Annotated in this window: 20 protein-coding genes; 7 read left to right on the top strand and 13 right to left on the bottom strand. The window is 62.3% G+C overall.

Going from position 1 to position 21,858, the window contains the following annotated elements; all coding sequences use genetic code 11:
• Positions 1 to 30: 30 nt before the first annotated feature.
• Positions 31 to 1,041 (bottom strand): glutathione S-transferase family protein, encoded by a 1,011-nt coding sequence (locus HJB82_RS27885; RefSeq protein WP_207581316.1) that lies wholly within the window; start codon positions 1,039 to 1,041, stop codon positions 31 to 33.
• Between the two features lie 228 nt (positions 1,042 to 1,269).
• On the opposite strand from HJB82_RS27885, the gene HJB82_RS27880 reads away from it, so the two are divergent.
• Positions 1,270 to 1,833, top strand: a complete 564-nt coding sequence (locus tag HJB82_RS27880) for a GNAT family N-acetyltransferase (protein WP_207581315.1) — start codon at positions 1,270 to 1,272, stop codon at positions 1,831 to 1,833.
• On the opposite strand, the gene HJB82_RS27875 is transcribed toward HJB82_RS27880, so the two are convergent.
• The 5 genes from HJB82_RS27875 to HJB82_RS27855 are packed head-to-tail and all read right to left on the bottom strand — an operon-like array spanning position 1,834 to position 9,080.
• Complete coding sequence (locus tag HJB82_RS27875) at positions 1,834 to 2,250, bottom strand: GNAT family N-acetyltransferase (protein ID WP_207581314.1); 417 nt, start codon at positions 2,248 to 2,250, stop codon at positions 1,834 to 1,836. It abuts the gene before it with no gap.
• Positions 2,251 to 2,254: 4 nt separating this feature from the next.
• Positions 2,255 to 4,324 carry a hypothetical protein gene (locus HJB82_RS27870; protein ID WP_207581313.1) on the bottom strand — a complete coding sequence of 690 codons (2,070 nt, stop codon included), beginning with the start codon at positions 4,322 to 4,324 and terminating at the stop codon, positions 2,255 to 2,257.
• Between the two features lies 1 nt (position 4,325).
• Complete coding sequence (locus HJB82_RS27865) at positions 4,326 to 7,139, bottom strand: DUF4159 domain-containing protein (RefSeq protein WP_207581312.1); 2,814 nt, start codon at positions 7,137 to 7,139, stop codon at positions 4,326 to 4,328.
• On the bottom strand, positions 7,136 to 8,056 hold the full coding sequence (locus HJB82_RS27860; protein ID WP_221115861.1) for a DUF58 domain-containing protein: 921 nt from the start codon (positions 8,054 to 8,056) through the stop codon (positions 7,136 to 7,138). The genes HJB82_RS27865 and HJB82_RS27860 overlap by 4 nt, the downstream gene beginning before the upstream one ends.
• A gap of 13 nt (positions 8,057 to 8,069) precedes the next feature.
• Entirely contained in the window at positions 8,070 to 9,080 is a 1,011-nt protein-coding gene (locus tag HJB82_RS27855; RefSeq protein WP_207581310.1) for a MoxR family ATPase, read from the bottom strand.
• Positions 9,081 to 9,238: 158 nt separating this feature from the next.
• Here HJB82_RS27855 and HJB82_RS27850 point away from each other — a divergent pair, with 158 nt between their 5' ends.
• Genes HJB82_RS27850 through HJB82_RS27840 form a run of 3 tightly spaced genes read left to right on the top strand, consistent with a single transcriptional unit; the run spans position 9,239 to position 11,783 of the window.
• On the top strand, positions 9,239 to 9,862 hold the full coding sequence (locus HJB82_RS27850) for a DUF1285 domain-containing protein (protein WP_207581309.1): 624 nt from the start codon (positions 9,239 to 9,241) through the stop codon (positions 9,860 to 9,862).
• Entirely contained in the window at positions 9,859 to 10,509 is a 651-nt protein-coding gene (locus tag HJB82_RS27845) for a CoA pyrophosphatase (protein ID WP_207581308.1), read from the top strand. The genes HJB82_RS27850 and HJB82_RS27845 overlap by 4 nt, the downstream gene beginning before the upstream one ends.
• On the top strand, positions 10,506 to 11,783 hold the full coding sequence (locus HJB82_RS27840) for a CCA tRNA nucleotidyltransferase (RefSeq protein ID WP_207581307.1): 1,278 nt from the start codon (positions 10,506 to 10,508) through the stop codon (positions 11,781 to 11,783). The genes HJB82_RS27845 and HJB82_RS27840 overlap by 4 nt, the downstream gene beginning before the upstream one ends.
• Here the strand turns inward: HJB82_RS27840 and HJB82_RS27835 are convergent, their stop codons facing one another.
• The 3 genes from HJB82_RS27835 to hemF form a co-directional block, all read right to left on the bottom strand.
• Positions 11,784 to 11,969, bottom strand: a complete 186-nt coding sequence (locus HJB82_RS27835; RefSeq protein ID WP_207581306.1) for a DUF1059 domain-containing protein — start codon at positions 11,967 to 11,969, stop codon at positions 11,784 to 11,786.
• Positions 11,970 to 12,083: 114 nt separating this feature from the next.
• Positions 12,084 to 12,353, bottom strand: coding sequence for a hypothetical protein (locus HJB82_RS27830; RefSeq protein WP_207581305.1), 270 nt, complete (start codon positions 12,351 to 12,353; stop codon positions 12,084 to 12,086).
• 102 nt (positions 12,354 to 12,455) lie between these two features.
• On the bottom strand, positions 12,456 to 13,361 hold the full coding sequence (gene hemF, locus HJB82_RS27825; protein ID WP_221142101.1) for an oxygen-dependent coproporphyrinogen oxidase: 906 nt from the start codon (positions 13,359 to 13,361) through the stop codon (positions 12,456 to 12,458).
• 177 nt (positions 13,362 to 13,538) lie between these two features.
• Between hemF and HJB82_RS27820 the strand changes: the two genes are divergently transcribed.
• Positions 13,539 to 13,799 carry a hypothetical protein gene (locus tag HJB82_RS27820; protein WP_207581303.1) on the top strand — a complete coding sequence of 87 codons (261 nt, stop codon included), beginning with the start codon at positions 13,539 to 13,541 and terminating at the stop codon, positions 13,797 to 13,799.
• Between the two features lie 3 nt (positions 13,800 to 13,802).
• On the opposite strand, the gene HJB82_RS27815 is transcribed toward HJB82_RS27820, so the two are convergent.
• Both HJB82_RS27815 and HJB82_RS27810 read right to left on the bottom strand, forming a co-directional pair.
• The gene (locus HJB82_RS27815) at positions 13,803 to 15,449 is read right to left on the bottom strand and encodes a Na/Pi cotransporter family protein (RefSeq protein ID WP_207581302.1); all 1,647 of its coding nucleotides are present in this window, start codon (positions 15,447 to 15,449) and stop codon (positions 13,803 to 13,805) included.
• Positions 15,450 to 15,661: 212 nt separating this feature from the next.
• Complete coding sequence (locus HJB82_RS27810; protein WP_207584349.1) at positions 15,662 to 16,123, bottom strand: tRNA (cytidine(34)-2'-O)-methyltransferase; 462 nt, start codon at positions 16,121 to 16,123, stop codon at positions 15,662 to 15,664.
• Between the two features lie 388 nt (positions 16,124 to 16,511).
• Here HJB82_RS27810 and HJB82_RS27805 point away from each other — a divergent pair, with 388 nt between their 5' ends.
• Positions 16,512 to 18,368, top strand: a complete 1,857-nt coding sequence (locus HJB82_RS27805) for an ABC transporter ATP-binding protein (RefSeq protein WP_207581301.1) — start codon at positions 16,512 to 16,514, stop codon at positions 18,366 to 18,368.
• A 105-nt stretch (positions 18,369 to 18,473) separates the two neighbouring features.
• Here HJB82_RS27805 and HJB82_RS27800 read toward each other — a convergent pair whose 3' ends face one another.
• Positions 18,474 to 18,704 carry a ribbon-helix-helix protein, CopG family gene (locus HJB82_RS27800; RefSeq protein WP_207581300.1) on the bottom strand — a complete coding sequence of 77 codons (231 nt, stop codon included), beginning with the start codon at positions 18,702 to 18,704 and terminating at the stop codon, positions 18,474 to 18,476.
• Positions 18,705 to 18,864: 160 nt separating this feature from the next.
• On the opposite strand from HJB82_RS27800, the gene HJB82_RS27795 reads away from it, so the two are divergent.
• Positions 18,865 to 20,778, top strand: coding sequence for an ABC transporter ATP-binding protein (locus tag HJB82_RS27795; protein WP_207581299.1), 1,914 nt, complete (start codon positions 18,865 to 18,867; stop codon positions 20,776 to 20,778).
• On the opposite strand, the gene HJB82_RS27790 is transcribed toward HJB82_RS27795, so the two are convergent.
• Positions 20,734 to 21,666, bottom strand: a complete 933-nt coding sequence (locus HJB82_RS27790) for an endonuclease/exonuclease/phosphatase family protein (protein WP_221142099.1) — start codon at positions 21,664 to 21,666, stop codon at positions 20,734 to 20,736. The two genes, HJB82_RS27795 and HJB82_RS27790, sit on opposite strands and share 45 nt — an antisense overlap.
• Positions 21,667 to 21,858: the final 192 nt, after the last annotated feature.

Below are 21,858 nucleotides of genomic sequence, written 5' to 3'. Positions count from 1 at the left end.
TCAGGCCGCGGTATGCAGCAATTCTAGATGTTAGAGCGTCCTTTGCGCGTCTGAAAAGACGCGCGGCGCAGTAGCGCGGCCATGCGGGCTGTCGAGATCAAGCGCCGGGCCGACGGGAACGATGCCGGTCGGGTTGATCGTCTTGTGGCTGCGGTAATAGTGTTCTTTGATGTGCTTCAGGTTCACCGTTTCGGCAATGCCGGCCGTCTGGTAGAGATCGCGCAGGTAGCCCGACAGATTGCGGTAATCGGCGATCCGGCGGATGTTGCATTTGAAATGGCCGACATAAACGGGGTCGAAGCGCACCAGGGTCGTAAACAGGCGCCAGTCGGCCTCGGTCTGCCTGTTGCCGAACAGGTAGCGGCTGTTGCCAAGGCGGTCGTCGAGCATGTCGAGGGTTTCGAACAGCTTGCCGACGTTTTCCTCATAGGCTTCCTGAGTGGTGGCAAAGCCCGCCTTGTAGACGCCATTGTTGACGGTGTCGTAGACAGTGGCGTTCAGCGCATCGATTTCGGCGCGGAGGTCGTCCGGATAAAAATCGGCCTTCGAGCCTGTCAGTCCGTCGAAGGCGCTGTTGAACATGCGGATGATCTCGGCCGATTCGTTGTTGACGATCGTGGCGGTCGTCTTGTCCCAAAGCACGGGAACGGTGACGCGGCCGGAATAGTGGGGATCGGCCTTGAGGTAGATCTGCCAGAGGGTGTCGGCGCCGAAGAGCTGGTCGCCGGTGGCGCCGTCGCCGATCTTGAATTCCCAGCCGTTCTCGAGCATCAGCGGATCGACGACGGAGACTGAAATCAGCTCCTCCAGCTTCTTTAGCTTGCGGAAGATCAGCGTGCGGTGCGCCCAGGGACAGGCAAGCGAGACATAGAGATTGTAACGCCCGGCTTCGGCCTTGAAGCCGCCGCTGCCGGAAGGGCCGGCCTCACCGTCCGATGTCACCCAGTTGCGGAACTGCGAGGGCTGCCGCTTGAATTGGCCCTTGCTTTCCTTCGTGTCGTACCAGATGTCATGCCAGACGCCGTCCACCAGCATTCCCATGATCTTCATTTCCTTTGGTTGCGTGTCGGGGCCGAAGTTAGCTGAGATAGCGGGGCTTTGCAGGCGGTAAAGGTTGAACAGTGTGTCACGCGGTTTGGGCACTGCATAGTTCCGAGCGCAGAAGCGTGCATTTTGCGTTGGACGGCGGAAATTTTTCCTGCTATCGGCCACTTCACGATTTTAGGATCTTTGCCTGATGTTCATTTCCAGAAACCCGCGACGACGCTGATGCTCCCGAACGCCCAAGGCGTGTTCGAGACCCATCAATCTGTCCATCCGGTTTCTGTCATCATGTACCAGCACGATCTCGTCTACCTCACCGAAGACGCGTCCCATGACGCCGCCATCGAACACATCAATGAGGAAGCTTTCGGTCCGGGCCGCTTCACGCGCGCTGCCGCGCGCATCCGTGAGCAGGGGCCGCATGATCTGTCGCTCTCCTTCATCTGCACCGACAATGGCGAGACGATCGCCTCGGTGCGCATGACGCCGGTGCTGGCCGGCACGGTGAAGGGTCACCTTCTCGGCCCGCTTGCCGTCCGTCCCTCCCATAAGAACCAGGGCATCGGTCGCGAACTGGTGCGGATCGCGGTGGAGGCGGCAAGACGCAAGGGCTCGGAAGCCGTGATCCTCGTCGGCGATCCGCCCTATTACGGCCCGCTCGGCTTCGAGAAGGTCACATATAATGCACTTTCCTTTCCAGGACCCGTCGATCCCGGCCGTGTGCTCGTCGTTCCGATGGCTGAGGGCGTACACGAACGGCTGAAGGGCGCAATTGCCTGGCATGGATGATCAGAGGGTTTTCCGGAGGAAGCTGCGGTTACGACCTTCCGGGAAATCCTCGAGCTCGCCGAAGACTTCATAACCCTGACGCAAATAGGCACTGAGAGCCAGCGGGCTGAAGGTGTCGATCCAGGCGCCGCGGCAGCCGCGCGCCTTGGCCTCTTCTTCCGCCTTTGCAAGGATCTTGCCGGCGAGACCGGTGCCGCGCAGCGTGTCGGGAATATAGAGCATCTGGGTGAAGAGCCAGCCCCAGGCGGTGAAGCCCGACAGGCCGCCGGTCACCTTGCCGTCGGTATCACGGATGAGAACGGTGAGCGGCCGGCGATCGGAGGGGCCGACATCGCTGGTGTTGAAGGCCGAGAGCGCATCGGTGATCGCAGCCAGTTCCTCCGGCGAGGGTGAAGCGGTCAGCTCGAATTCCGGCATGCGATTATCGCCCTTCGCGCCACCACATGGTTCCGAAGGCTAGCAGCAGGATGCCGACGCCGGCGAAACCGGCAAAGAGCGGCAGCGTGTTGATGCCCTTCAAGACCGTTTCGCTGGTCATGCGGATCACCATGCGATCGTTGTCGGCGAGGCGGACTTGGCCGCGCACCGGCAGGATCGGCGGGACGGTGATCCTGCCATTTTCGTTAGCGACGCGGGTGACGAGACCCTTGCTTCTGTCGGCGGCCGGCTTCAGCACATCGGTCGTCGAGATCATCGCCTTGAATTCAGGTGCGTCGACGGCGCCGATATGAACGAGCGTCGACAGCCTGCCGTTGCGGATTTCGAAGAGGCCGATTTCGTCCATCCTCTTCTCGGCCTTGTAGAGCCCCGGTTCGGATTGGGTGAGCGGCAGGGTTTCAGTCTTGCCTGAGGGATAACGCACGGTGGCGTTGCCCGGATTGTCGCCGATCGTCTGGCGGGTGACTTCAAGTGTCCGGCCGGAGGCGCGCGCCGTCAGCGCTTCTTCCTCGAGCGCCGGCTCCTTCATCAGCCAATGGGCGATACGGCGATAGAGCGAAACGTTCGGCCCGCCGCCTTCGAAGCCGCGTGCCCAAAGCCAGCCCTGATCGGAAAGCAGCATGGCGACGCGACCCTGTCCGGCGCGGTTCAGCACCAGCAGCGGGTGGTTGTCGGCACCCAGCATGATCGTCTCCCCCTGCGGCCGGTCGACATCGACGCTACGGAACCAGCGACCCCAATGCGGCGGATCCTCGCCCGAGCCGTCCAGGCCGCGGGTGACGGGATGCTTGCGGCCTTCCTCGGAGAGGCGGGGATAGAAGGCCTTCTCGATCATCTCTCCGGTGGGCGTCGCGGGCAGGACCGAGGAAAGGGGCGTCAGTGCAATGGAATCCGGGCCGGCATGCTCGGGACCGGCTGCGATCAGCAGCGCGCCGCCGTTTTCGACATATTGCGCGATGTAATCGTAATAGAGCAGCGGCAGCACGCCGCGGTGCTGGTAGCGATCGAAGATGATCAGGTCGAAATCCTTGATCTTGTCGACGAAGAGTTCGCGCGTCGGAAAGGCGATCAGCGATAGCTCGTTGATCGGCGTGCCGTCCTGCTTTTCCGGCGGGCGCAGAATGGTGAAGTGGACGAGGTCGACGGAGGCATCGGATTTCAGCAGGTTACGCCAGGCGCGCTCGCCGGCATGCGGCTCGCCGGAAACGAGAAGGACGCGAAGATTCTGGCGGATGCCGTCGATGACGTGAACGGCGCGGTTGTTGGCGGTGGTGACCTCGCCGGGGAGCGCTGCAACGGCGAATTCAAGCACGTTGCTGCCGCCGGCGGGCACCTTGAAGGAAAAGGGCGTATCCTGGCCGGGCGTCGCCTGCAGGGTGGCGATCTCGTCACCATTCAGCTTCACCGTGACATTGGCCGTGCCACCGGGGCTTGGGCCGTCGTCGAAGACGCGCAGAACGACCTGCTGCTCCTCGTTGACGATGCCGAAGCGCGGCCCCTTGATGACTTCGATGCGGCGATCGAATTCGTTGGCCTTGCCGGTCACGAGGCCATGGATAGGCGCATCGAAACCGAGCGCCTGATTGGCGGCCGGAACATCATGGACTTCACCGTCGGTCAGCATGATAGCGCCGCCAATGCGGGCAGGCGGAACATCGGCGATGTTTGCCGACAGCGCGTCGAACAGGCGCGTCGACGGTACGTCGGAATTGACGTCGCCTTCGACGTCGACGAAGCGGGGCTCTATCTGGGGGAAGCGGGCGAGCTGTCCCTTCAAGGCCGCAAGCGCATCGTCGGTCATCTTGACGCGATCGGGTGTCTGCTGGCTCTGGCTTCGATCAACGAGAACCGGGACGATCGTCGACAGTTGATCCCTATCCTCCTGCAGCAGCACAGGATTGGCAAGGGCGGCCAGCATGGCGAGAGCTGCCAGTGTTCTGATCCAGGCGCCGCGAATGCCGCGCCAGATCGCGAAGGCAGCGATGATGGCGCTGACGGCGGCCAGTGCGGCTAGAATCGGCCAAGGCAGGAAGGGCGAAAAGTCGAAGGTCATCTCATTGTCCTAACCGTTCGAGAAGGTCGGGAACATGGACCTGGTCGGTCTTGTAGTTGCCGGTCAGCATGTACATCATGATGTTGACGCCGGCACGGTAGGCATATTCGCGCTGCGCTTCATCGGACGGCACGGTCGGCAGCATCGGCACGCCGCTGTCGTCGATTGCCCAGGCGCCGGCGAAATCATTGCCGGTGATCAGGATCGGCGAAACGCCGTCGGCCGTCGCAGCAGATTTTTCGGTCGCTTCGCGGCCGCCCTGCCGAGCCTCGATCCAAAGCGGGCTGCCGGCGTAACGACCGGGAAAGCTCGACAAAAGATAGAAGGACTTCGTCAGCACGTGATCGGAGGGCACCGGTTCCAGCGGCGGAATGTCGAGATTGGCGAGGATTGCCTGCAGCCTCTGGCCGTTGGCGCTGACATTGCCGCCATTGTCCAATGCGCTGATCTGATCGCGGGTATCGAAAAGCACGGTGCCGCCGTTGCGCATATAGGCATCGATACGGCTGATCGCCGCCGTCGACGGCATCGGCGCCGTTGCCGAAACCGGCCAGTAGATGATCGGATAGAAGGCGAGCTCGTCTTTGGTGAGGTCGATGCCCACGGGCGGCGCCGGCTCCAGCGTCGTGCGGAAAGTCAGGAACTGGGTGAGGCCCTCGAGACCGCGCTCGGATATATCGTCCACGTCCTGTTCACCGGTGACGACATAGGCGAGGTGCGTGTTGTCGAGCCTTTGCAGGATGAGGTCGTCGCCGGGCTGGGAGTCGTTGGCATGAAGCGTGCCGGGCTGGATGAGAAAGACGGCACTGAGCGCAATGGCGATCATCGCCGCTGTGCGGGTAGCCGGGCGTAGTCGCGAGAAGGCGCCATTCATGAACAGGACGACCAGGCTATCGGCCAGCAGCAGCAGAAAGGCTGCGAGAAAAAACGCGGGCTTTGCCGACCAGCTTTCGCCGCCGATCAGGCCTTCGCGCACGGCACTGGTTCCCGTTGTGTCGAGTGGCGTCAGTTCGGCGTTCTCGGGCAGGACGTTCAGCGAGGTGAAACCATCTTCCGAACCATAGAGCCCGGGCGGATTGTCGAAATTCGCCGTCGATTCGGCTCCGGCCTGTGGAATGAGCGGCCGCGCCGAACCCGTCTCGGAGACGAGCGTGCCCTTGGCCGTCAGCATACGGAATGGCGGCAGGGTTTCAGCGACACGCGCATTGCCGCGCGCCTCCGACGTCACGCCGCCCGAGCGCGATATCTGCAGGAGGTGGCGCAGCATGTCGACGAAAGTGCCCGAGATCGGCAGATCGGACCAAGTCGCTTCCGCAGTGACGTGAAACAGAACGATCTGTCCGGAGGCGAGCTGCTTCATCGTGACGAGGGGCGTGCCGTCAGCCAGGCTCGCCCAGGTGCGTTCGGCAAGATCGGGCGTCGGTTCGGCAAGGACCTGCCGCTTAACGACGACATCGGCGGGACGCGCGATGCCTGCGAAAGGCCCGAAATTCGGAAATTCGGCAAGTGACTGCGGCTCGCTCCAGGACAATGTGCCGCCCAGCGCCCGTTCTCCCTGGCGCAGGATGACGGGGATCAGCGGATCGTCCGCAGGGGCTGCGGCCATGCGCGGGCCAGCGAAACGCAGGAGCATACCGCCATTCGAAATCCAACGCGTCAGAGGTTCGTAGGTGTCCTCGGGCAGCCGGCCGATATCGGCCATGATGATGATGGAGGGGTTGCTGGCGAGAAGTTTCGGAATGGCGATCGAAAGATCGGAATCGGCCGGTTGGATCAGATCCGCGTAAGGCTGCAGCGCCCGCTGGATATAATAGAGCGGCGAGAGCAGCGGTTGAAATTCATCCCCACCTCCACCGGACAGCAAAACGACGCGGCGGCGCCTGAATGCGTCGTCGAGAAGGTGGACGGCGCCTGCTGTCGCGGCGTTATCGACGCTGACGCGGGCGAAATCGTTGCGCATCTCGAAGGGTGCAGTGATCGAACTCGTCGCGACACTCTGGCCTGGGGCGAAATCCACCCTGCCGTTGGCGATCGAGCGGCCCTGGGTATCGACGGCGTTCAGCGCCACGGATGCGGCATGCGAGCTGTTGAGCCGTGTGACCTTGACGGTCATGGCATCAGCCGCATTGTTTGCCGCGGTAATCGCGACCGTTCGTGCAGCATCGCCTTCGATCAGGCGGAGATCGGCGGGCTGGAGTTCGGCGAGCCTGCGCACCGTCGCGTCGTCGGCCCTGGCGGCGGCGCCGTCGGCCAGGAAGGCGAGGGTGCCGGGCTTGATGCCGTTCAGCGCTGCGCGCAACGCCTGGAAGGCGCGCTCGCGGTCCGGCACGAGCGGTCGCGGCTCGGCAGCGCCCAGCTTGTCGCGGGCGGCAGCGGCGCTACCTGGTACGGCGTCGTTGGTCGGATCGGCGGTGAAGGCGATCGATACGGGTGTGCCGGCGGATTCGGCGTCGTCTATCAGCGCGTCAGCCGTCTGGATGCGGCGCTCCCAGTCGGGCGCCGCCGCCCAGCTGTTGTCGACGAAGAGGACGAGCGGGCCACCGGATGCGAGCGAACTGGTGCGCGGATTGAAAACCGGATCGGCGATCGCAAGGATGATGGTGGCGGCGAGCAGCATGCGCAGCAGCGTCAGCCACCACGGGCTCTGCGCCGGAGTCTCCTCGCGCTTCAACACGGAGGCGAGGATCTTCAGCGGCGGGAAGACCTCGGTCTTCGGACGTGGGGGCGTCAACCGCAGCAGCCACCAGATGACGGGCAGGGCGACGAGTGCGCCGAGAATGGCGGGAAAGGCGAAAGCGAAGGGAAGGGCGGTCATAGCTGCCCTCCATGCGTTGCCTTGGCCGGCATGCCGGACAGATACATGTGCACCGCAACCAGCGCCTCCGACGCCAGATGATCGGTGCGGTGGGTCGCAAAAGTCCATCCGAGATGGCGCAGCGACTGGCCGAGGCTGTCCCTGCGGGCGAGGTAGGCGTTGCGATAGGCATCGCGGATGTGTTCGGCGCGGCCGGAGATAAGCTTGGCGCCGCTCTCCGGGTCGGTGAATTCGGTGCGGCCGCTATAAGGGAATATCTCCTCGGCGGGATCTGCTATCTCGACCACGTGGCCGCGCAGGCCGCGGCGGGCAAGTGGGCCGAGGCGTTCCATGATCGCCGGCGCATCATCGAGGAAATCGCCGATGAGGACGAGGTCACTCCAGCCGCGGATCATCGCCGTTTCCGGCAGGCCGCCGGTCAGCGGCGTATGCATGAGCGCAGCCGCAAGGCGCTCGGCGGCGTTGCGGGCGGAGGCGGGTTCCATGATGCCGGGGCAGCCGATGCGCTCGCCGGAGCGGGCAAGGATTTCAGCCAGCGCCAGCATGACGACCAGCGCGCGGCTTTCCTTGGAGACGCTGCCATAGCTCGACTTGTACATCATCGAGGGCGACATGTCGCACCAGAGCCAGATGGTGTGGGCCGCCTCCCATTCGCGCTCGCGCACATAGGTATGGTCGTCGCGGGCGGAGCGGCGCCAATCGATGCGCGACAGGCTTTCGCCCTCGGCATAGGGACGGAACTGCCAGAAATTCTCGCCGATGCCGCGTTTGCGACGGCCATGCCAGCCGGCGATCACCGTGTTGGCGATGCGCTTGGCTTCCACCAGGCAGTCCGGCACCAGGGCGGCCCGCTGCCTGGCGCGGGAAAGGGCATCGCTGCCGGGTGTCGGGTTGACGATCTGTCCGATAGATGCCACGCGTCCGGCTTCCTTATCCCTTTGCCTGCTTGACCAGTCCGGCGATGACGTCGCGCACCGACATGCCTTCGGCGCGGGCAGCGAAAGTCAACGCCATGCGGTGCTGGAGAATTGGTTCGGCGAGCGCAAAGATATCGTCGAGCGAGGGCGCGAGACGACCTTCGTAGAGCGCCCGGGCGCGGGCGCAGAGCATCATCGCCTGGCCGGCGCGAGGGCCCGGACCCCAGGCGACGTTCTTGTCGGTCGAGGCATTGCCCTGTCCGGGACGGGCAGAACGCACCAGCGCCAGGATGGCATCGACGACCGTGTCGCTTACCGGCATCTGACGCACCAGGGCCTGAATTTCGATCAGCCGCTGCGCGTTAATGACGGCTTCCGGCCGGGTTTCTCCTAAGCCCGTCGTCTCGAGCAGGATCTGGCGCTCGGCGGCGAGTTCGGGATAGTTGACGTCGACCTGCAGCAGGAAGCGGTCGAGCTGGGCTTCGGGCAGGGGATAGGTGCCTTCCTGCTCGAGCGGGTTCTGGGTGGCGAGCACATGGAAGGGGGCCGGCAGGTCATATCGCTGGCCGGCGATGGTGATGTGATATTCCTGCATCGATTGCAGAAGGGCCGACTGGGTCCGCGGCGAGGCGCGGTTGATCTCGTCGGCCATCAGCAGCTGAGCGAAAACAGGGCCCTTGACGAAGCGGAAAGAGCGGCGTCCACTGTCGTCCTGGTCCATCACCTCGGATCCGAGAATATCCGAGGGCATCAGGTCCGGGGTGAACTGAATGCGATTGGCGGCGAGGCCGAGCACTTCGCCGAGCGTCGTTACCAGTCTGGTCTTGGCAAGGCCGGGAACGCCGACGAGCAGAGCATGACCGCCGGACAGCACGGCGAGAATGGTGTTCTCGACGACGCTTTCTTGACCGAAGATCACCTTCGAGACTTCTCCGCGGATGGCGGCGATATCGGAGAGCGCCTTTTCGGCAGCGGCGACGATCGCCTTTTCATCGAGGCTGGCTTCGGTCTTCATCATACTCATGGGCATCTCCAACGGCTGAAATCATTCGGCAGCGAATCGGCGGACTTATACATGTGCCTCATACCCGATAGAGTTATGGAGATGTGACGGGCTGACAAGTTCGTTGCGAATGACTATCTCGTGACATCACTTCGTTAAGGACAAACCGGGACGGAAGAATGGCAGCCGAGGAAATCAGCGGACAGGCGGATGCGGCGGGACTTGCTGCGCTAATTTCGCGCGCGTCTGATGAAAGCGGCGGAAAAAAACGTGGGTTACCGCCAGTCGAGCGGTGGAATCCGCCTTTCTGCGGTGACATCGATATGGAGATCAGGGCCGATGGCACCTGGTTCTACATGGGCACGCCGATCGGCCGGCCAGCGCTGGTGCGGCTGTTTTCGACGGTTTTGAGGAAGGATGACGACCAGAAGACCTATCTCGTAACTCCTGTGGAAAAGGTCGGGATAAGGGTCGTCGACGCTCCGTTCATCGCCGTTGAGATGAGCGTGACGGAGGAGCAAGGCCGACAGGTGCTGACCTTCCGCACCAATGTCGGCGATGTCGTGGAGGCGGGAGGAGAGCATCGGCTGCGCTTTGCCATTGCGGGCGAGAATGCCGAACTAAAACCCTATCTGCATGTGCGCGGGCGGCTGGAGGCGCTGGTGTCGCGTGCGGTGATGTATGAACTGGTCGCGCTGGGCGAGATTTTCGACGCGGAGGGGCGGGCGATGTTTGCGATCCGCTCCGGCGGCGAGGTCTTCCCGGTCATGCCGGCCGACGAACTGGATGCTCTTTGCCGATGAATGATGCGATCACCCACCGTTATCCGCTGTTCTCAGCGGCCGAATTCCGCCGCCGCGCGCTCAACCAGAATGGCGGGCCGGTCGATCATGCCTGGCGTGATCACGGGGACCACATCCTCAATCCCGATATCGTGGCCGAGGTCGAGACCTTCAAGCTGCGCGACGCCGCCGTGCTCGTGCCCGTCGTCGACGACGGTGAGGAGGCGCAGGTGATCTTCACCAAGCGCACGGCGACGCTGCGCAAGCATTCCGGGCAGATCGCCTTTCCCGGCGGCTCGATCGATCCTGCCGATATCTCACCGGAAATGGCGGCGATCCGCGAGACGGAGGAGGAGATCGGCCTCCCCGGCTCCTTCGTCGAGACCGTCGGGCGGCTGCCGAATTATCTTGCCTCGACAGGCTTCCGCATCACGCCGGTGCTCGGCGTCGTCACGCCTGGCTTCGCGCTGACGTTGAACCCAACCGAGGTGGACGACGTGTTCGAGGTGCCGCTTTCCTTCCTGATGGACCCGGCCAATCATACCCGCGACCGGCGTGTCATCGACGGCATCGACCGGCATTTCTACCGCGTGCCCTATGAAACCAGAATGATCTGGGGCATCACAGCCGGCATCGTCCGCACGCTTTACGAAAGGCTTTATGCATGACCGGTCTTGCCGACCAAGCATGGTTCCGCGACCCGGCTCTCGGCCGGATCCTGGCACTTCTCAACGGCGACGGTGGGGCCGACGGTGGGGCCGACGACGGCGAAGCGCGGATCGTCGGCGGCGCCGTGCGCAACAGCCTGATGGATCTGCCGGTCAGCGATATCGACATCGCCACGACACTCAGGCCGGAGGCGGTGATGGAGCGGGCGGCCGAGGCCGGCATCAAGGCGGTGCCGACGGGCCTGCAGCACGGAACGGTGACGCTCGTCATCGACGGCAAGCCCTTCGAGGTGACGACGCTTCGCACCGACGTCGAGACCGACGGGCGCCATGCCGAGGTTGCCTTCAGCACCGACTGGAAGGCAGATGCCGAACGGCGGGATCTGACGATCAACGCGCTTTATGCCGATGCTAGGGGCGAGGTGGTGGATCTGGTCGGCGGGCTTGCCGATATCGAGAGGCGCAACATCCGCTTCATCGGCGATGCGGCAAAGCGTATTGCCGAGGATCATCTGCGCATCCTGCGGTTCTTCCGCTTCTTTGCCTATTACGGCTCCGGACGGCCGGATGCCGAGGGGCTGAAGGCGTGTGCGGCGGCGCGGTCGAAACTGAAGACGCTTTCGGCAGAACGCGTCTGGTCGGAACTGCGGAAGCTGCTCGGTGCTGCCGATCCAGGCAGAGCGCTGCTCTGGATGCGGCAGGTGGCAGTGCTGACGGAAATCCTGCCGGAATCGGAACTATGGGGGATCGATGCCATCCCTTCGCTGGTCGCCACCGAAAAGGCGCTCGGCTGGACGCCCGATCCGCTGCTACGGCTTGCGGCGATCGTGCCGCCCGATGCGGCGCGGCTCGAGGCGCTGGCAGTCCGGCTTAAGCTCTCGAATGCGGAAGCTGCTACCCTCAAGGCCTGGGCAATGGCCGCGCCCGCCAATGACGGCATGTCGTCGGCCGCCTTCGAACGGCTGCTTTACCGCAACGGAGCCGACGGCATCATGACGCGGCTCAAGCTGGCGCTCGGCGTTGCGCGCGGCAAGGCTGAAGGGGATTTCGATGAAATGGCGCGGTCGGCGCGGCTCATCAAGCTCTTGGATCAGGCCGCGAACTGGAAGAAGCCGCAATTTCCGCTGAACGGCGGCGACGTGATGTCGGTCGGCATCGCGTCCGGCCCGCGCGTCGGCGAGTTGCTTGCCGGCCTGGAAAACCAGTGGGTGGAGGAAAACTTCGTTTCCGACCGGGCGGCGCTGCTCGCCCGGCTACTGGAACAGGTGCAATAATCAGGCTGCATTCACCTCATCACGAATGCGAACCTTGATATTGTCCACCATGTTCTCGCGGATCGTGGTTTCGCCGTGAGCGTTTTTCAGGTGCTCGACGGCGCGGCGGACCACCTCGGCGTCGCTGTCTGCCCGTGTATGCCAGGCGCAGCCCGGGACGAGAGTGCCGCATTCGAAAAGTCGCATGGTCTTCTCCTCTGTTCAAAACACAAAGACGATCGCGATCTCACGCGATTTATGAATGTGCGGGGGGAGGGAAGGTTCCGGCCGGCATAGATATGCCGGCCGGTAAAGGCAATGTCAGTCGGGCATCGCCCAGGCTTTGTAGGTATCCGAAAGCTGGCCGGGCAGGTTGCTGTTGGCGGCGGCTGCTTCGTTCTGCAGCTGTTCCGGCGACTTCCCGCCAGCCAATTGCAGCTTGACCTGCTCGATGAAGCAGGACAGCGGCAGATCTGAGCCGCTCTTGGTCCGCAATTTCTCGGCGATGCGCGTCAGAAACTCGGACGTGTCGATCGTGCGGGATGTTTCCTGGACATCCGTGGACGCAGGCGAGCCACTTTGTATCGTCATGACAATCCTCCTCCGATTGTTACGCACATACATATAAAGTTAGGACACGCTTAATTTTCGTGAAGGCCCATCACCTCGAATTTATCGATGAGTATCACAGTGTCATGGCCAACGGACGACGGGGGGCAACGATGAGAGAATGGATTCAACGTTGCCGCCGGTCTTCAGGCCGAAGATCGTGCCGCGATCATACAGCAGATTGAATTCGACGTAGCGGCCCCGGCGGATCAATTGTTCGTCGCGGTCAGCCTCCGTCCACAATTTATTGAAGTTGGTGCGGACGATCTTCGGATAGACCATGGCGAAGGCCCGGCCGATATCGCGCGTGAAGGCGAAATCGGCGTCCCAGCCGCCAGCGTCCTCGCTCGAATGCAGCCAGTCGTAGAAGATGCCGCCAATGCCGCGGGCCTCGCTGCGGTGTTTCAGGAAGAAATATTCGTCGCACCAGGCCTTATAGGCATCGTAATCGGCGACGGCATGATTGCGGCAGGCGATCTCCATGGCCTTGTGGAAGAGCTGGCTATCCTCGTCCTCCTGGGTGCGGCGGCGCGACAGCACCGGCGTCAGATCGGCGCCACCGCCGAACCAGCGGCTGGTGGTGACCACCATGCGGGTGTTCATATGCACGGCCGGGACGTTGGGATTGACGGGATGGGCAATCAGCGAAATGCCCGAGGCCCAGAAACGCGGATCGTCCTTGGCGCCAGGTATCTGCGCCCGGAAGTCCGGAGAGAACTCGCCGTGGACGGTGGAGGTGTGAATGCCGACCTTCTCGAAGACACGGCCCTCCATCATCGACATGCGGCCGCCGCCGCCGTTTTCGCGCCACCAATCCTTGGCGACGAAGCGGCCGGGCTCCTGATCGGAGAGCGGACCTTCCAACTCGTCTTCAAGGGTTTCGAAGGAGGCGCAGATCGTATCGCGCAGTCCTTCGAACCAGTTGCGGGCGGCCGCCTTCTTCTCTTCGATATCTTCAGGCAAGCCGATCGGCAGTTCCGGTCTTTCCATTCGCGCCTCCGGCGGTCGGCATCTCCATAGGAAGCGACTCGCTTATTCTCGATTACCCGCCCCGTTTAGCAGGTGGCGCCGCATCTCGCCAAGCCAAGCAAGGACCGCCAAGCGCTTCTAAGATTCGACTCGCAAATCCCGAATTTCGATACTACCTTTTCTGAAGAGGTAGGTTTGATGAAAAAAGTTCCAGGACCTCCGTCCTTCGACGGCCTGAAGCGCAGGATAGCGAGACATCGGGCGGAAACTTCTTCCCGCAGGAAAGACCACTTCGTGCGTGAGACATATTGCCTCGCCCTGATCGACGCACGCGCCAAGGCGCGGGAATGGTTCGACGAATATCCGAAAGCCGCCTACTGGACAGAGGTGGAGAGCTGGCGCCAGCTCGACGGCGACCAGATCGAATTCACCATGCGCCGCCTGCCTTCGGCAGACTGATCCTCACTCCGCGGCGGGCCGCACACGGCTTTCAATCAGCAGGCCACTCTCGTCCATGATCGGATGCGCCACAGAGACAATGTGGGCGTTGACCCGCTTCAGGTCGCGCAGCATGTCGAGATGCAGCGAGCTGGTCTGCAGGCTGTCGGCGCGGCCGTCGCGCAGGCGTTCGAGATGGCGCTCGGCCGACTGCTTCTCCATCCGGCGCACCTCAACCTTTATCTCCATCATCTGCCGCGCGAGATTGAAATCGCGGGTGACGAAGATCGTCTGGGCGACCCGCAGATTGTCGATCGTCAGGTCGAACAGCTTGCGCAGTTCCTGATGACCGTCATCGGAGAATTTCAGGCCAAGCGAGATCTTCTTCGCCACCTGCTCCCGCAAGCCCTTCTCGATGATGTCGCCCATATGTTCGAGATTGATCGCATAATCGATGACGACGATCGAACGGCGGGCGTTCTCGTCGGTGAGTCCGTCGCGGCCGAGCTTCGAGAGATAGATCTTCACTTCCTGCTGCAGCCGGTCGACGCGCTCTTCGAGAGCCGGGATTTCGGCAAGTTTGCTGGCATCATTCTGCTCGAAGGCTTCGGAGACCCTAACCAGCATGCGCTCGATGATGTCGCCGACGCCGAGCACTTCGCGGGTGGCGCTCGCAAGGGCAATGACGGGTGTCGAAAGCTCCTGCGCATCGAGATATTTCGGTGCGTTGTCAGGCTCCGGCTGATCCGGCACCAGCCGGGCCATCAGGGTGGCGAGCGGCCGGGAGAACGGCCAGGCGAGTGCTGCGAGCAGAAGGTTGAAGGCGAGATGCGCGTCGACCGGCAGCTTGGCCGGACCGAAGGGCAGCATCTGGATGAGTTCGGCGCCATAGCCCGCCAGCGGCAGGGCGATGAAGCAGCCGAGCGCGCGCACCGCGAGATTGCCGAGAGTGACGCGCCGCGCCGACACCGGGCCGGACAATGTCGCGATGACAGGTGGGATCGCGCCGCCGAGATTGGCGCCGAGCACGAGCACGATGACGAGTTCAGCCGAGACCAGGCCCGCCGAGGCGAGGGACAGGATAAGCACCACCACAGCCAGGCTCGACGAGGAGAGGAAGGCAAGGCCTGCTGAAAAGAGCAGCGCCACGGGCAGAGCGCCGTCCAGCAGGCCGATGAAGGCGGCGAGAGCCGGAGAGGCGCGCATCGGCTCCGTGGCGAGGCCGAGCAAATGCAGCGACAGCAGCATCAGACCGATGCCGATCAGCGCCGCGCCACCGCCCTGGCGGGCGCTGGAGCGGCCACGGTAAAGCACGATGCCGGTCAGGATCAGCAGCGGAGAGAGCCATTCGATGCCGGTTGCGACGATCCAGGCGGTGATCGCGGTGCCGACATTGGCGCCGAGCAGGACGATCTGCGCCATGCGCGGCTTGATCAGGTCACGTTCGACGAAGGATGCGGTCATCAGCGCCGTTGCCGTCGAACTCTGCAGCGCGATGGTCGCTACCAGCCCCGACAGGAAGGAGCGGAAGCCACCGCGCGTGCCGCTCGCCAGCCCTGTTCTCAGTCGTGCGCCGAAGGCCCTGGACACGCCGTCCTTCACCTGCGCGAGGCCGAACAGCAGCAAGGCCACGGCACCGAACAGGTTGATCATGATGATTGTGGAATCCATTTCTTGTTTTTATTCTTCTTTCACAGCCTGGAGAAGTGGTGCTTTCCTCATATGGCGTCCAACCCATTGGAATCATGGAGGCTACGCAGTATTTTTGATTGCTCGGCTAATAAATATACGCCGGTTTGACGGATAGACAACGCTATTTTGCGACATATTCATCAGCGGATCCGCAATTCTGCGGGCCTTTGCTCTGCGCGCGCCAGCAGCGGTCAGGCCCAGACCGTCTGGCGCATCGCTTCGCCGACGATCATTGCAGCCGAGACGGCGACGTTGATCGAGCGCTGGCCTTCGACCATCGGGATCAGGATGCGGGCATCGGCCCTCTCATGGACCTGATCCGGCACGCCGGCGCTTTCGCGGCCGAAAAGCAGGATATCGTCGGGGCAAAAGGCAAGATCGGTGTAGCGGTCCGCAGCCTTGGTCGAGGCAAGGATTAGGCGGCGGCCGGTGGTCAGACGCCACGCCTCGAAGCGGTCCCAGCTGATATGTCGGGTGAGGCTAGCTGTGGCGATGTAATCCATGCCTGATCGTTTCAGGTTGCGGTCGGAGACGTCGAAGCCGGCGGGCTCGATCAGATCGACCGCGAAGCCCAGGCAGGCTGCAAGGCGCAGGATCGTGCCGGTATTGCCGGGAATATCCGGCTGATAGAGTGCCAATCTCAGGTCCGTCATCATGCCCGCTTTTTGGTTTCCGTTTCCACGCGAGAGGCCTAATGCAACCTTGCTTTCGGCGCAACAGGGCGCAGTTTGGCCCGGAAACGTTCAATTTGCGCCATTATTGGGCTGGAAATTTCGCGATTTTCGCGTTATCCATGCATGTCTTCAGTCGCCAGCAGGGAGGGCCGTCATGAATATTTTGCTCGATATGCGCTTTCCCGCCGTGATGCCGTCCAAGGCGACGCGGCGCCGCTAGGGCGCATTTCTTCTTGAATCCCTCTTTTTGATCCTTTGTGCGGCTGTTTCAGCCTCGCCCCTTGAACGTTCGGTTCCCATATGTGCTTGCATGCGCTGGGATGGCGCGAAGCCGGGAGCCGGAACGCTGACGTTTCGGAGCAATTTCATGTTTGGCTGGTTCGAACAGCGACTCAATCCCTTTCCAAGCGAGGAGCCCGTTGCTCCGCCGAAGGGTCTCTTTGCCTTTTGCTGGCACTACAGCAAACCGGCGGCGCCATGGCTCGGACTGATGGCCCTGTTGACCGCGCTGATCGCCGTCGGCGAAGTGGCGCTCTTCCAGTTCCTCGGCGACATCGTCGACTGGCTGACCAATGCCGATCGCGCCAACTTCCTGGACAGGGAGGGCCACAAGCTTTTCTGGATGGCGGCGCTGGTGCTGATCGGTCTGCCGCTGACGGCGGGGCTCGATTCTCTGATCATGCATCAGATGATGCTCGGTAACTATCCGATGATTGCACGCTGGCAGATGCACCGCTTCCTGCTGCGCCACAGCATGACGTTCTTCGCCAATGAGTTTGCCGGGCGCGTGGCGACCAAGGTCATGCAGACCTCGCTTGCCGTGCGCGAAACGGTGATGAAGATCCTCGACGTCTTCGTCTACGTTGTGACCTACTTCCTGACGATGATCATCGTCATTGCGGCGGCAGACTGGCGGCTGATGATCCCGATCCTCGTCTGGCTCGCCGTCTACATCGGCATCGTCGCCTATTTCGTGCCGCGGCTTCGCAAGATCGCTGCGACGCAGGCGGATGCGCGCTCGATGATGACGGGGCGCGTGGTCGACAGCTATACGAATATCGCCACCGTCAAGCTGTTTTCGCATGCCGGCCGCGAGGAGGTCTATGCCAAGGAGGGCATGGACGAGTTCCTGCAGACGGTGCACAAGCAGATGCGCAAGGTGACACTCTTCCACATCAGCGTCTATCTGAACAACTGTGTCGCGCTCTTCGTCATCTCCGGTCTGTCGATCTGGTTCTGGCTGAACGGCGCGATCTCGGTCGGAGCCATCGCCATCGCCATCGGACTTGCGATGCGCGTCAACGGTATGTCGCAATGGATCATGTGGGAAGTCTCGGCGCTGTTCGAGAATATCGGCACGGTCTATGACGGCATGGAGATGATGAGCAAACAGCACGACATCGTCGACAAGCCGGGCGCTCCCAGTTTGACGGCGAAGAAGGGCGCGATCCACTACGACCGCATCCGCTTCCACTACGGCAAGAGCAAGGGTGTCATCGACAACCTGTCACTCGACATCAAGGCGGGCGAGAAGGTCGGTCTCGTCGGCCGCTCCGGCGCCGGCAAGACGACGCTGATGAACCTGTTGCTGCGCTTCTACGACCTGGAGAGTGGGCGCATCACTATCGACGGGCAGGACATCGCCGGCGTCTCGCAAGAAAGCCTGCGCTCGCTGATCGGCGTGGTGACGCAGGATACCTCGCTGCTGCATCGCTCGATCCGCGACAACATCGCCTACGGCCGTCCCGATGCCTCGGACGTCGAGATCATCGAGGCCGCCAAGCGCGCCAATGCCTGGGAGTTCATCGAAGGGCTCGTCGACATGCAAGGCCGCGAGGGGCTTGACGCTCAGGTCGGCGAACGCGGCGTCAAGCTCTCCGGCGGCCAGCGGCAGCGCGTCGCGATCGCCCGCGTTTTCCTTAAGGACGCGCCGATCCTGGTGCTCGACGAGGCGACCTCGGCGCTCGATTCCGAAGTCGAGGCGGCGATCCAGGAAAACCTGTTTGCCCTGATGGAGGGCAAGACGGTAATCGCGATCGCTCACCGGCTGTCGACGTTGACGGAGATGGACCGGCTGATCGTGCTCGACAAGGGCCGAATCGTCGAGGCCGGTTCGCATGCCGAACTCGTCGAAGGACGCGGCATCTATGCCGACCTCTGGAACCGCCAGTCCGGCGGCTTCCTCTCCGATCACGCCGAAGAGGCGGAAGAGGCGGCGGAATGATAAAGGGCCCTCCCGGCGGAAGCGGGTAAGGCCTTTTGAATTCCTATCCTGGCTACTTTGTGGTTGCCAACGGTATTGGGGACTGCCGACGGCCGCCCCGTCCATTCACAGGCTGTCGGCCCAGTCGATGACGCGGTCATGTTCGACGAGGATGATGGTGTTGGCGGCGGCGAGGGTGCGCAGCGCGACGATGCGGCGGCGCTCCTCCTGGTCGAGCCAGGCGGTAACGGCCTCGGTGACGATTTCGTCGCGCGGCAATGCCAGGTCGAGAGCCAGGGCATCGAGCCTTTCCGCGAGCGGAAGCGGAATATGCACATCGAGCATTTTCGTTTCCATGGATACTCTCCGGTGAAGTGCGATCGTATCGTCAGATTGTGACGGGTTCGGGGGTAATCAATGGCGATGCCGCCGATGTTATCGTTCATTACCAAAATATAAGGTTGCGTCCGCTTTTCATTCCCTTTGCCGCTCGGCTCAATCCGCCTATATCGCTTCCATGTTCCTGCGCCCCATCCTTCGCCTGTTCGAAACCTGGATCGATCCGTTCGGTCCGCGCGCCAATCTTCAGCCGCCGGGCTCGACGCTCGGTTTCATCCGGTTCTATATCGGCCAGGCGAAGATGCCGTTCGTCGCCATGCTCATTCTCGGCGGCACATCGGCGGCCATCGAGGCCGCACTTTTCTGGTTCGTCGGCCGGCTCGTCGATATCCTTGGCAGTATCAGGCCCGGCGCCGGCTGGAGCGGTCTTCTCGCAGCCCATGGCGGCGAGCTGTTCGGCATGCTCGCGCTCATCGGGCTCGTGCGTTTCGTCGTCGCCTTCCTGATCGCGCTCGTCGATCAGCAGGTGATCACGCCGGGTTTCTACAATCTAGCACGTTGGCAATCCTATCTCCATGTCTCCAGGCAGTCTTTATCGTTCTTCCAGAGCGATTTCTCCGGACGCATCGTTACCAAGGTCTGGTCGGCCGGGCAGGCAACCGGGGATCTCGTCACTTCGCTGATGGAAAGCGTCTGGTTCGTCGGAATTTATGCCGTGACGACGCTGGTGCTCGTCGCCCGGCTGGACTTTTCCCTTGCCGCCGTCGTGCTGTTCTGGCTTGGCGCCTTCGGCCTGCTTGCCCGTCATTTCGTTCCGCGGATCCGCCTTCATTCCCGCGAAACAGCGGAGGCCGGATCGATGCTGAACGGCCGAATGGTCGATTCCTACAGCAACATGCAGACGCTGAAGCTGTTTGCGCGCGACGAGGAAAGCGACCGATACATGCGGCAGGGCTTCGATATCTTTCAGGATACGGTTCTGCGTTTCACGCGGTTCATCACCGGCGTCAGGGCCTCGATGGCGCTGCTCTCCGGCCTGATGATTGTAACGATGGCGGGGCTGAGCGTCGATCTCTGGCTGCGCGGCCTGATCAGCTCCGGTGCCGTGGCATTTTCTTTGGCGCTGGTGCTCAGGCTGAATTTCCTGCTCGGGCGGCTGATGACGCAGTTTAACGGTATCATGCGCAATCTCGGCACCATTCAGAACGCCGCCGAGCTGATATCCCAACCTCTGGGGCTCGTCGATCGGCCGGATGCGAAGAGCCTGCTGATCCGGCAGCCCGGCATCCGCTTCGACAATGTTTCCTTCCGCTACGGCAAGGGTCACCTGCCGGTCGTCGAGAATTTCTCACTGACCATCCAACCGGGCGAAAAGGTCGGGATCGTCGGCCGTTCGGGGGCGGGAAAATCGACGCTGATGAACCTGCTGCTGCGCCTCTACGACATTCAGGATGGTCGCATTCTCATCGACGGCCAGGATATTGCGGCCGTGACGCAGGAATCTCTCAGGATGCAGATCGGCGTCGTCAGCCAGGACACCTCGCTGCTGCATCGTTCGGTGCGCGACAATATCCTGTTCGGACGGCCGGATGCCGGTGAGGAGCGGTTGGTCGAGGCGGCCAGGCGTGCCGAAGCCATCGACTTTATCGAGCGGCTGCAGGATCAGCAGGGCCGTAGAGGTTTCGATGCGCATGTCGGCGAACGCGGTGTCAAACTGTCAGGCGGACAGCGGCAGCGCATCGCCATTGCCCGCGTCATGCTCAAGGACGCTCCGATCCTCGTCCTCGACGAAGCGACGTCGGCCCTCGATTCGGAAGTGGAGGAAGCGATCCAATCCAATCTCCATCGGATCATGGAAGGCAAAACGGTGCTTGCGATCGCCCACCGGCTGTCGACGATTGCAGCACTCGACCGGCTGATCGTTGTTGATCTCGGCCGGATCATCGAGGAGGGCAGCCATGACCAACTGCTTCGCCGCGGCGGGCTCTATGCCGAGCTCTGGGCGCGCCAGTCCGGCGGCTTCCTCGCGGCGGACGAAGACGTGGGCTCAAGGGTCGACGACGAATTCCGCCATGAGGCCAAAATGATTTGAACCGAAACTGTCCCCGATGCGGCGGACCGATTTCAGCCGCAGGGGCGCCCTGCTGAAGACGTGATCAATCGGAATGCCGAAGGCGCCTGCGGCGATCGGCCATGTCGCCGGCTCCAGCGATACCGTGCCCAAGCCTTGGCTGCGCATGAGATACTGCACGTCGGGCGCCAGAATCGACGTGTTGAAATCACCGGCAAGAACGAGCGGTCCCGGCAGTGAGGGAATAATCTCCGTGAGATCTTCGATTTCCAGGCCATGGAATTCGTCGTAATAAGGTTTGGTCAGGTGCGCGGCGAGGAAATTGATCTTCTGGCCGTCGAAGTCGATCGTCGAGATCGTCAGCCGGTTGCGCCAGAGCAGCCCGAGGTTGCGGATGCGAGGTTTGATGAGCGGGCGCTTCGACAGCACCAGCGTATCGCATTCCTGCACGCCGACACCACAGCCGACGTAATAGGGATAGGTCTTCAATAACCGCGGCAGTTCCGACAGCAGCGGTTCGGCCTCCAGGATGCTGACGACGTCGGCACCCGAGGCGATGGCCATATCGGCGATTGCTGCGCCGTTGGCGAAATTATCATTCTCGATATTGAAAGACATCAGCTTGAAGAGGGCCGGGCGGCCTTCGGCGACGGCGGGCTCGACGAATTCGCGCGTCATCACCACACCATGGACGGCAAGGACCGCGGATACGGCGAGCGTCAGCAGCGCATACCAGTGCCGCTTGACGAGAAAGGCTGCGATCGACGCTGCCGCTGCTGCCACCGCCAGATGGATCTGGAAACTGTAAAAGAGAGAAAGCAGATAGAAGTTGCTAACGTATCGCAGTGAGACGATGGTGAGAACCAGGGTTGTGAGAACGCTGAATACGCAGAAAATCGTGTCTCTCATCCGCTCCGGTCCGGCTCGCTGGCGTGATTGCGACTGCGCCTATCACGGCGGCATTTTTGTTGCAATGCAACATAATCGCAAGCTCGTGTTTGCCTTAAAAAATTCATCGGAAATTCCCGCGACATTGTGCCCTCTTCCCCTTGCCAAGGCTGGACATAATTTGCGATCAAGCTTAGAACGCGCCGGATTGCC

Source organism: Rhizobium sp. NZLR10 (assembly GCF_019685125.1).
Taxonomy (GTDB): Bacteria; Pseudomonadota; Alphaproteobacteria; order Rhizobiales; family Rhizobiaceae; genus Rhizobium.
The sequence above is the reverse complement of the archived record's forward strand: the minus strand, read 5'-3'. Positions and strand labels throughout refer to the sequence as shown.

What these genes read in the sequence shown, in the direction of transcription:
- HJB82_RS27885 (WP_207581316.1), bottom strand. Translation starts at nt 1,041, where the DNA reads ATGGGAATGCTGGTGGACGGCGTCTGGCATGACATCTGGTACGACACG.
- HJB82_RS27880 (WP_207581315.1), top strand. Translation starts at nt 1,270, where the DNA reads ATGCTCCCGAACGCCCAAGGCGTGTTCGAGACCCATCAATCTGTCCAT.
- HJB82_RS27875 (WP_207581314.1), bottom strand. Translation starts at nt 2,250, where the DNA reads ATGCCGGAATTCGAGCTGACCGCTTCACCCTCGCCGGAGGAACTGGCT.
- HJB82_RS27870 (WP_207581313.1), bottom strand. Translation starts at nt 4,324, where the DNA reads ATGACCTTCGACTTTTCGCCCTTCCTGCCTTGGCCGATTCTAGCCGCA.
- HJB82_RS27865 (WP_207581312.1), bottom strand. Translation starts at nt 7,139, where the DNA reads ATGACCGCCCTTCCCTTCGCTTTCGCCTTTCCCGCCATTCTCGGCGCA.
- HJB82_RS27855 (WP_207581310.1), bottom strand. Translation starts at nt 9,080, where the DNA reads ATGAGTATGATGAAGACCGAAGCCAGCCTCGATGAAAAGGCGATCGTC.
- HJB82_RS27850 (WP_207581309.1), top strand. Translation starts at nt 9,239, where the DNA reads ATGGCAGCCGAGGAAATCAGCGGACAGGCGGATGCGGCGGGACTTGCT.
- HJB82_RS27845 (WP_207581308.1), top strand. Translation starts at nt 9,859, where the DNA reads ATGAATGATGCGATCACCCACCGTTATCCGCTGTTCTCAGCGGCCGAA.
- HJB82_RS27840 (WP_207581307.1), top strand. Translation starts at nt 10,506, where the DNA reads ATGACCGGTCTTGCCGACCAAGCATGGTTCCGCGACCCGGCTCTCGGC.
- HJB82_RS27835 (WP_207581306.1), bottom strand. Translation starts at nt 11,969, where the DNA reads ATGCGACTTTTCGAATGCGGCACTCTCGTCCCGGGCTGCGCCTGGCAT.
- HJB82_RS27830 (WP_207581305.1), bottom strand. Translation starts at nt 12,353, where the DNA reads ATGACGATACAAAGTGGCTCGCCTGCGTCCACGGATGTCCAGGAAACA.
- hemF (WP_221142101.1), bottom strand. Translation starts at nt 13,361, where the DNA reads ATGGAAAGACCGGAACTGCCGATCGGCTTGCCTGAAGATATCGAAGAG.
- HJB82_RS27820 (WP_207581303.1), top strand. Translation starts at nt 13,539, where the DNA reads ATGAAAAAAGTTCCAGGACCTCCGTCCTTCGACGGCCTGAAGCGCAGG.
- HJB82_RS27815 (WP_207581302.1), bottom strand. Translation starts at nt 15,449, where the DNA reads ATGGATTCCACAATCATCATGATCAACCTGTTCGGTGCCGTGGCCTTG.
- HJB82_RS27810 (WP_207584349.1), bottom strand. Translation starts at nt 16,123, where the DNA reads ATGACGGACCTGAGATTGGCACTCTATCAGCCGGATATTCCCGGCAAT.
- HJB82_RS27805 (WP_207581301.1), top strand. Translation starts at nt 16,512, where the DNA reads ATGTTTGGCTGGTTCGAACAGCGACTCAATCCCTTTCCAAGCGAGGAG.
- HJB82_RS27800 (WP_207581300.1), bottom strand. Translation starts at nt 18,704, where the DNA reads ATGGAAACGAAAATGCTCGATGTGCATATTCCGCTTCCGCTCGCGGAA.
- HJB82_RS27795 (WP_207581299.1), top strand. Translation starts at nt 18,865, where the DNA reads ATGTTCCTGCGCCCCATCCTTCGCCTGTTCGAAACCTGGATCGATCCG.
- HJB82_RS27790 (WP_221142099.1), bottom strand. Translation starts at nt 21,666, where the DNA reads ATGAGAGACACGATTTTCTGCGTATTCAGCGTTCTCACAACCCTGGTT.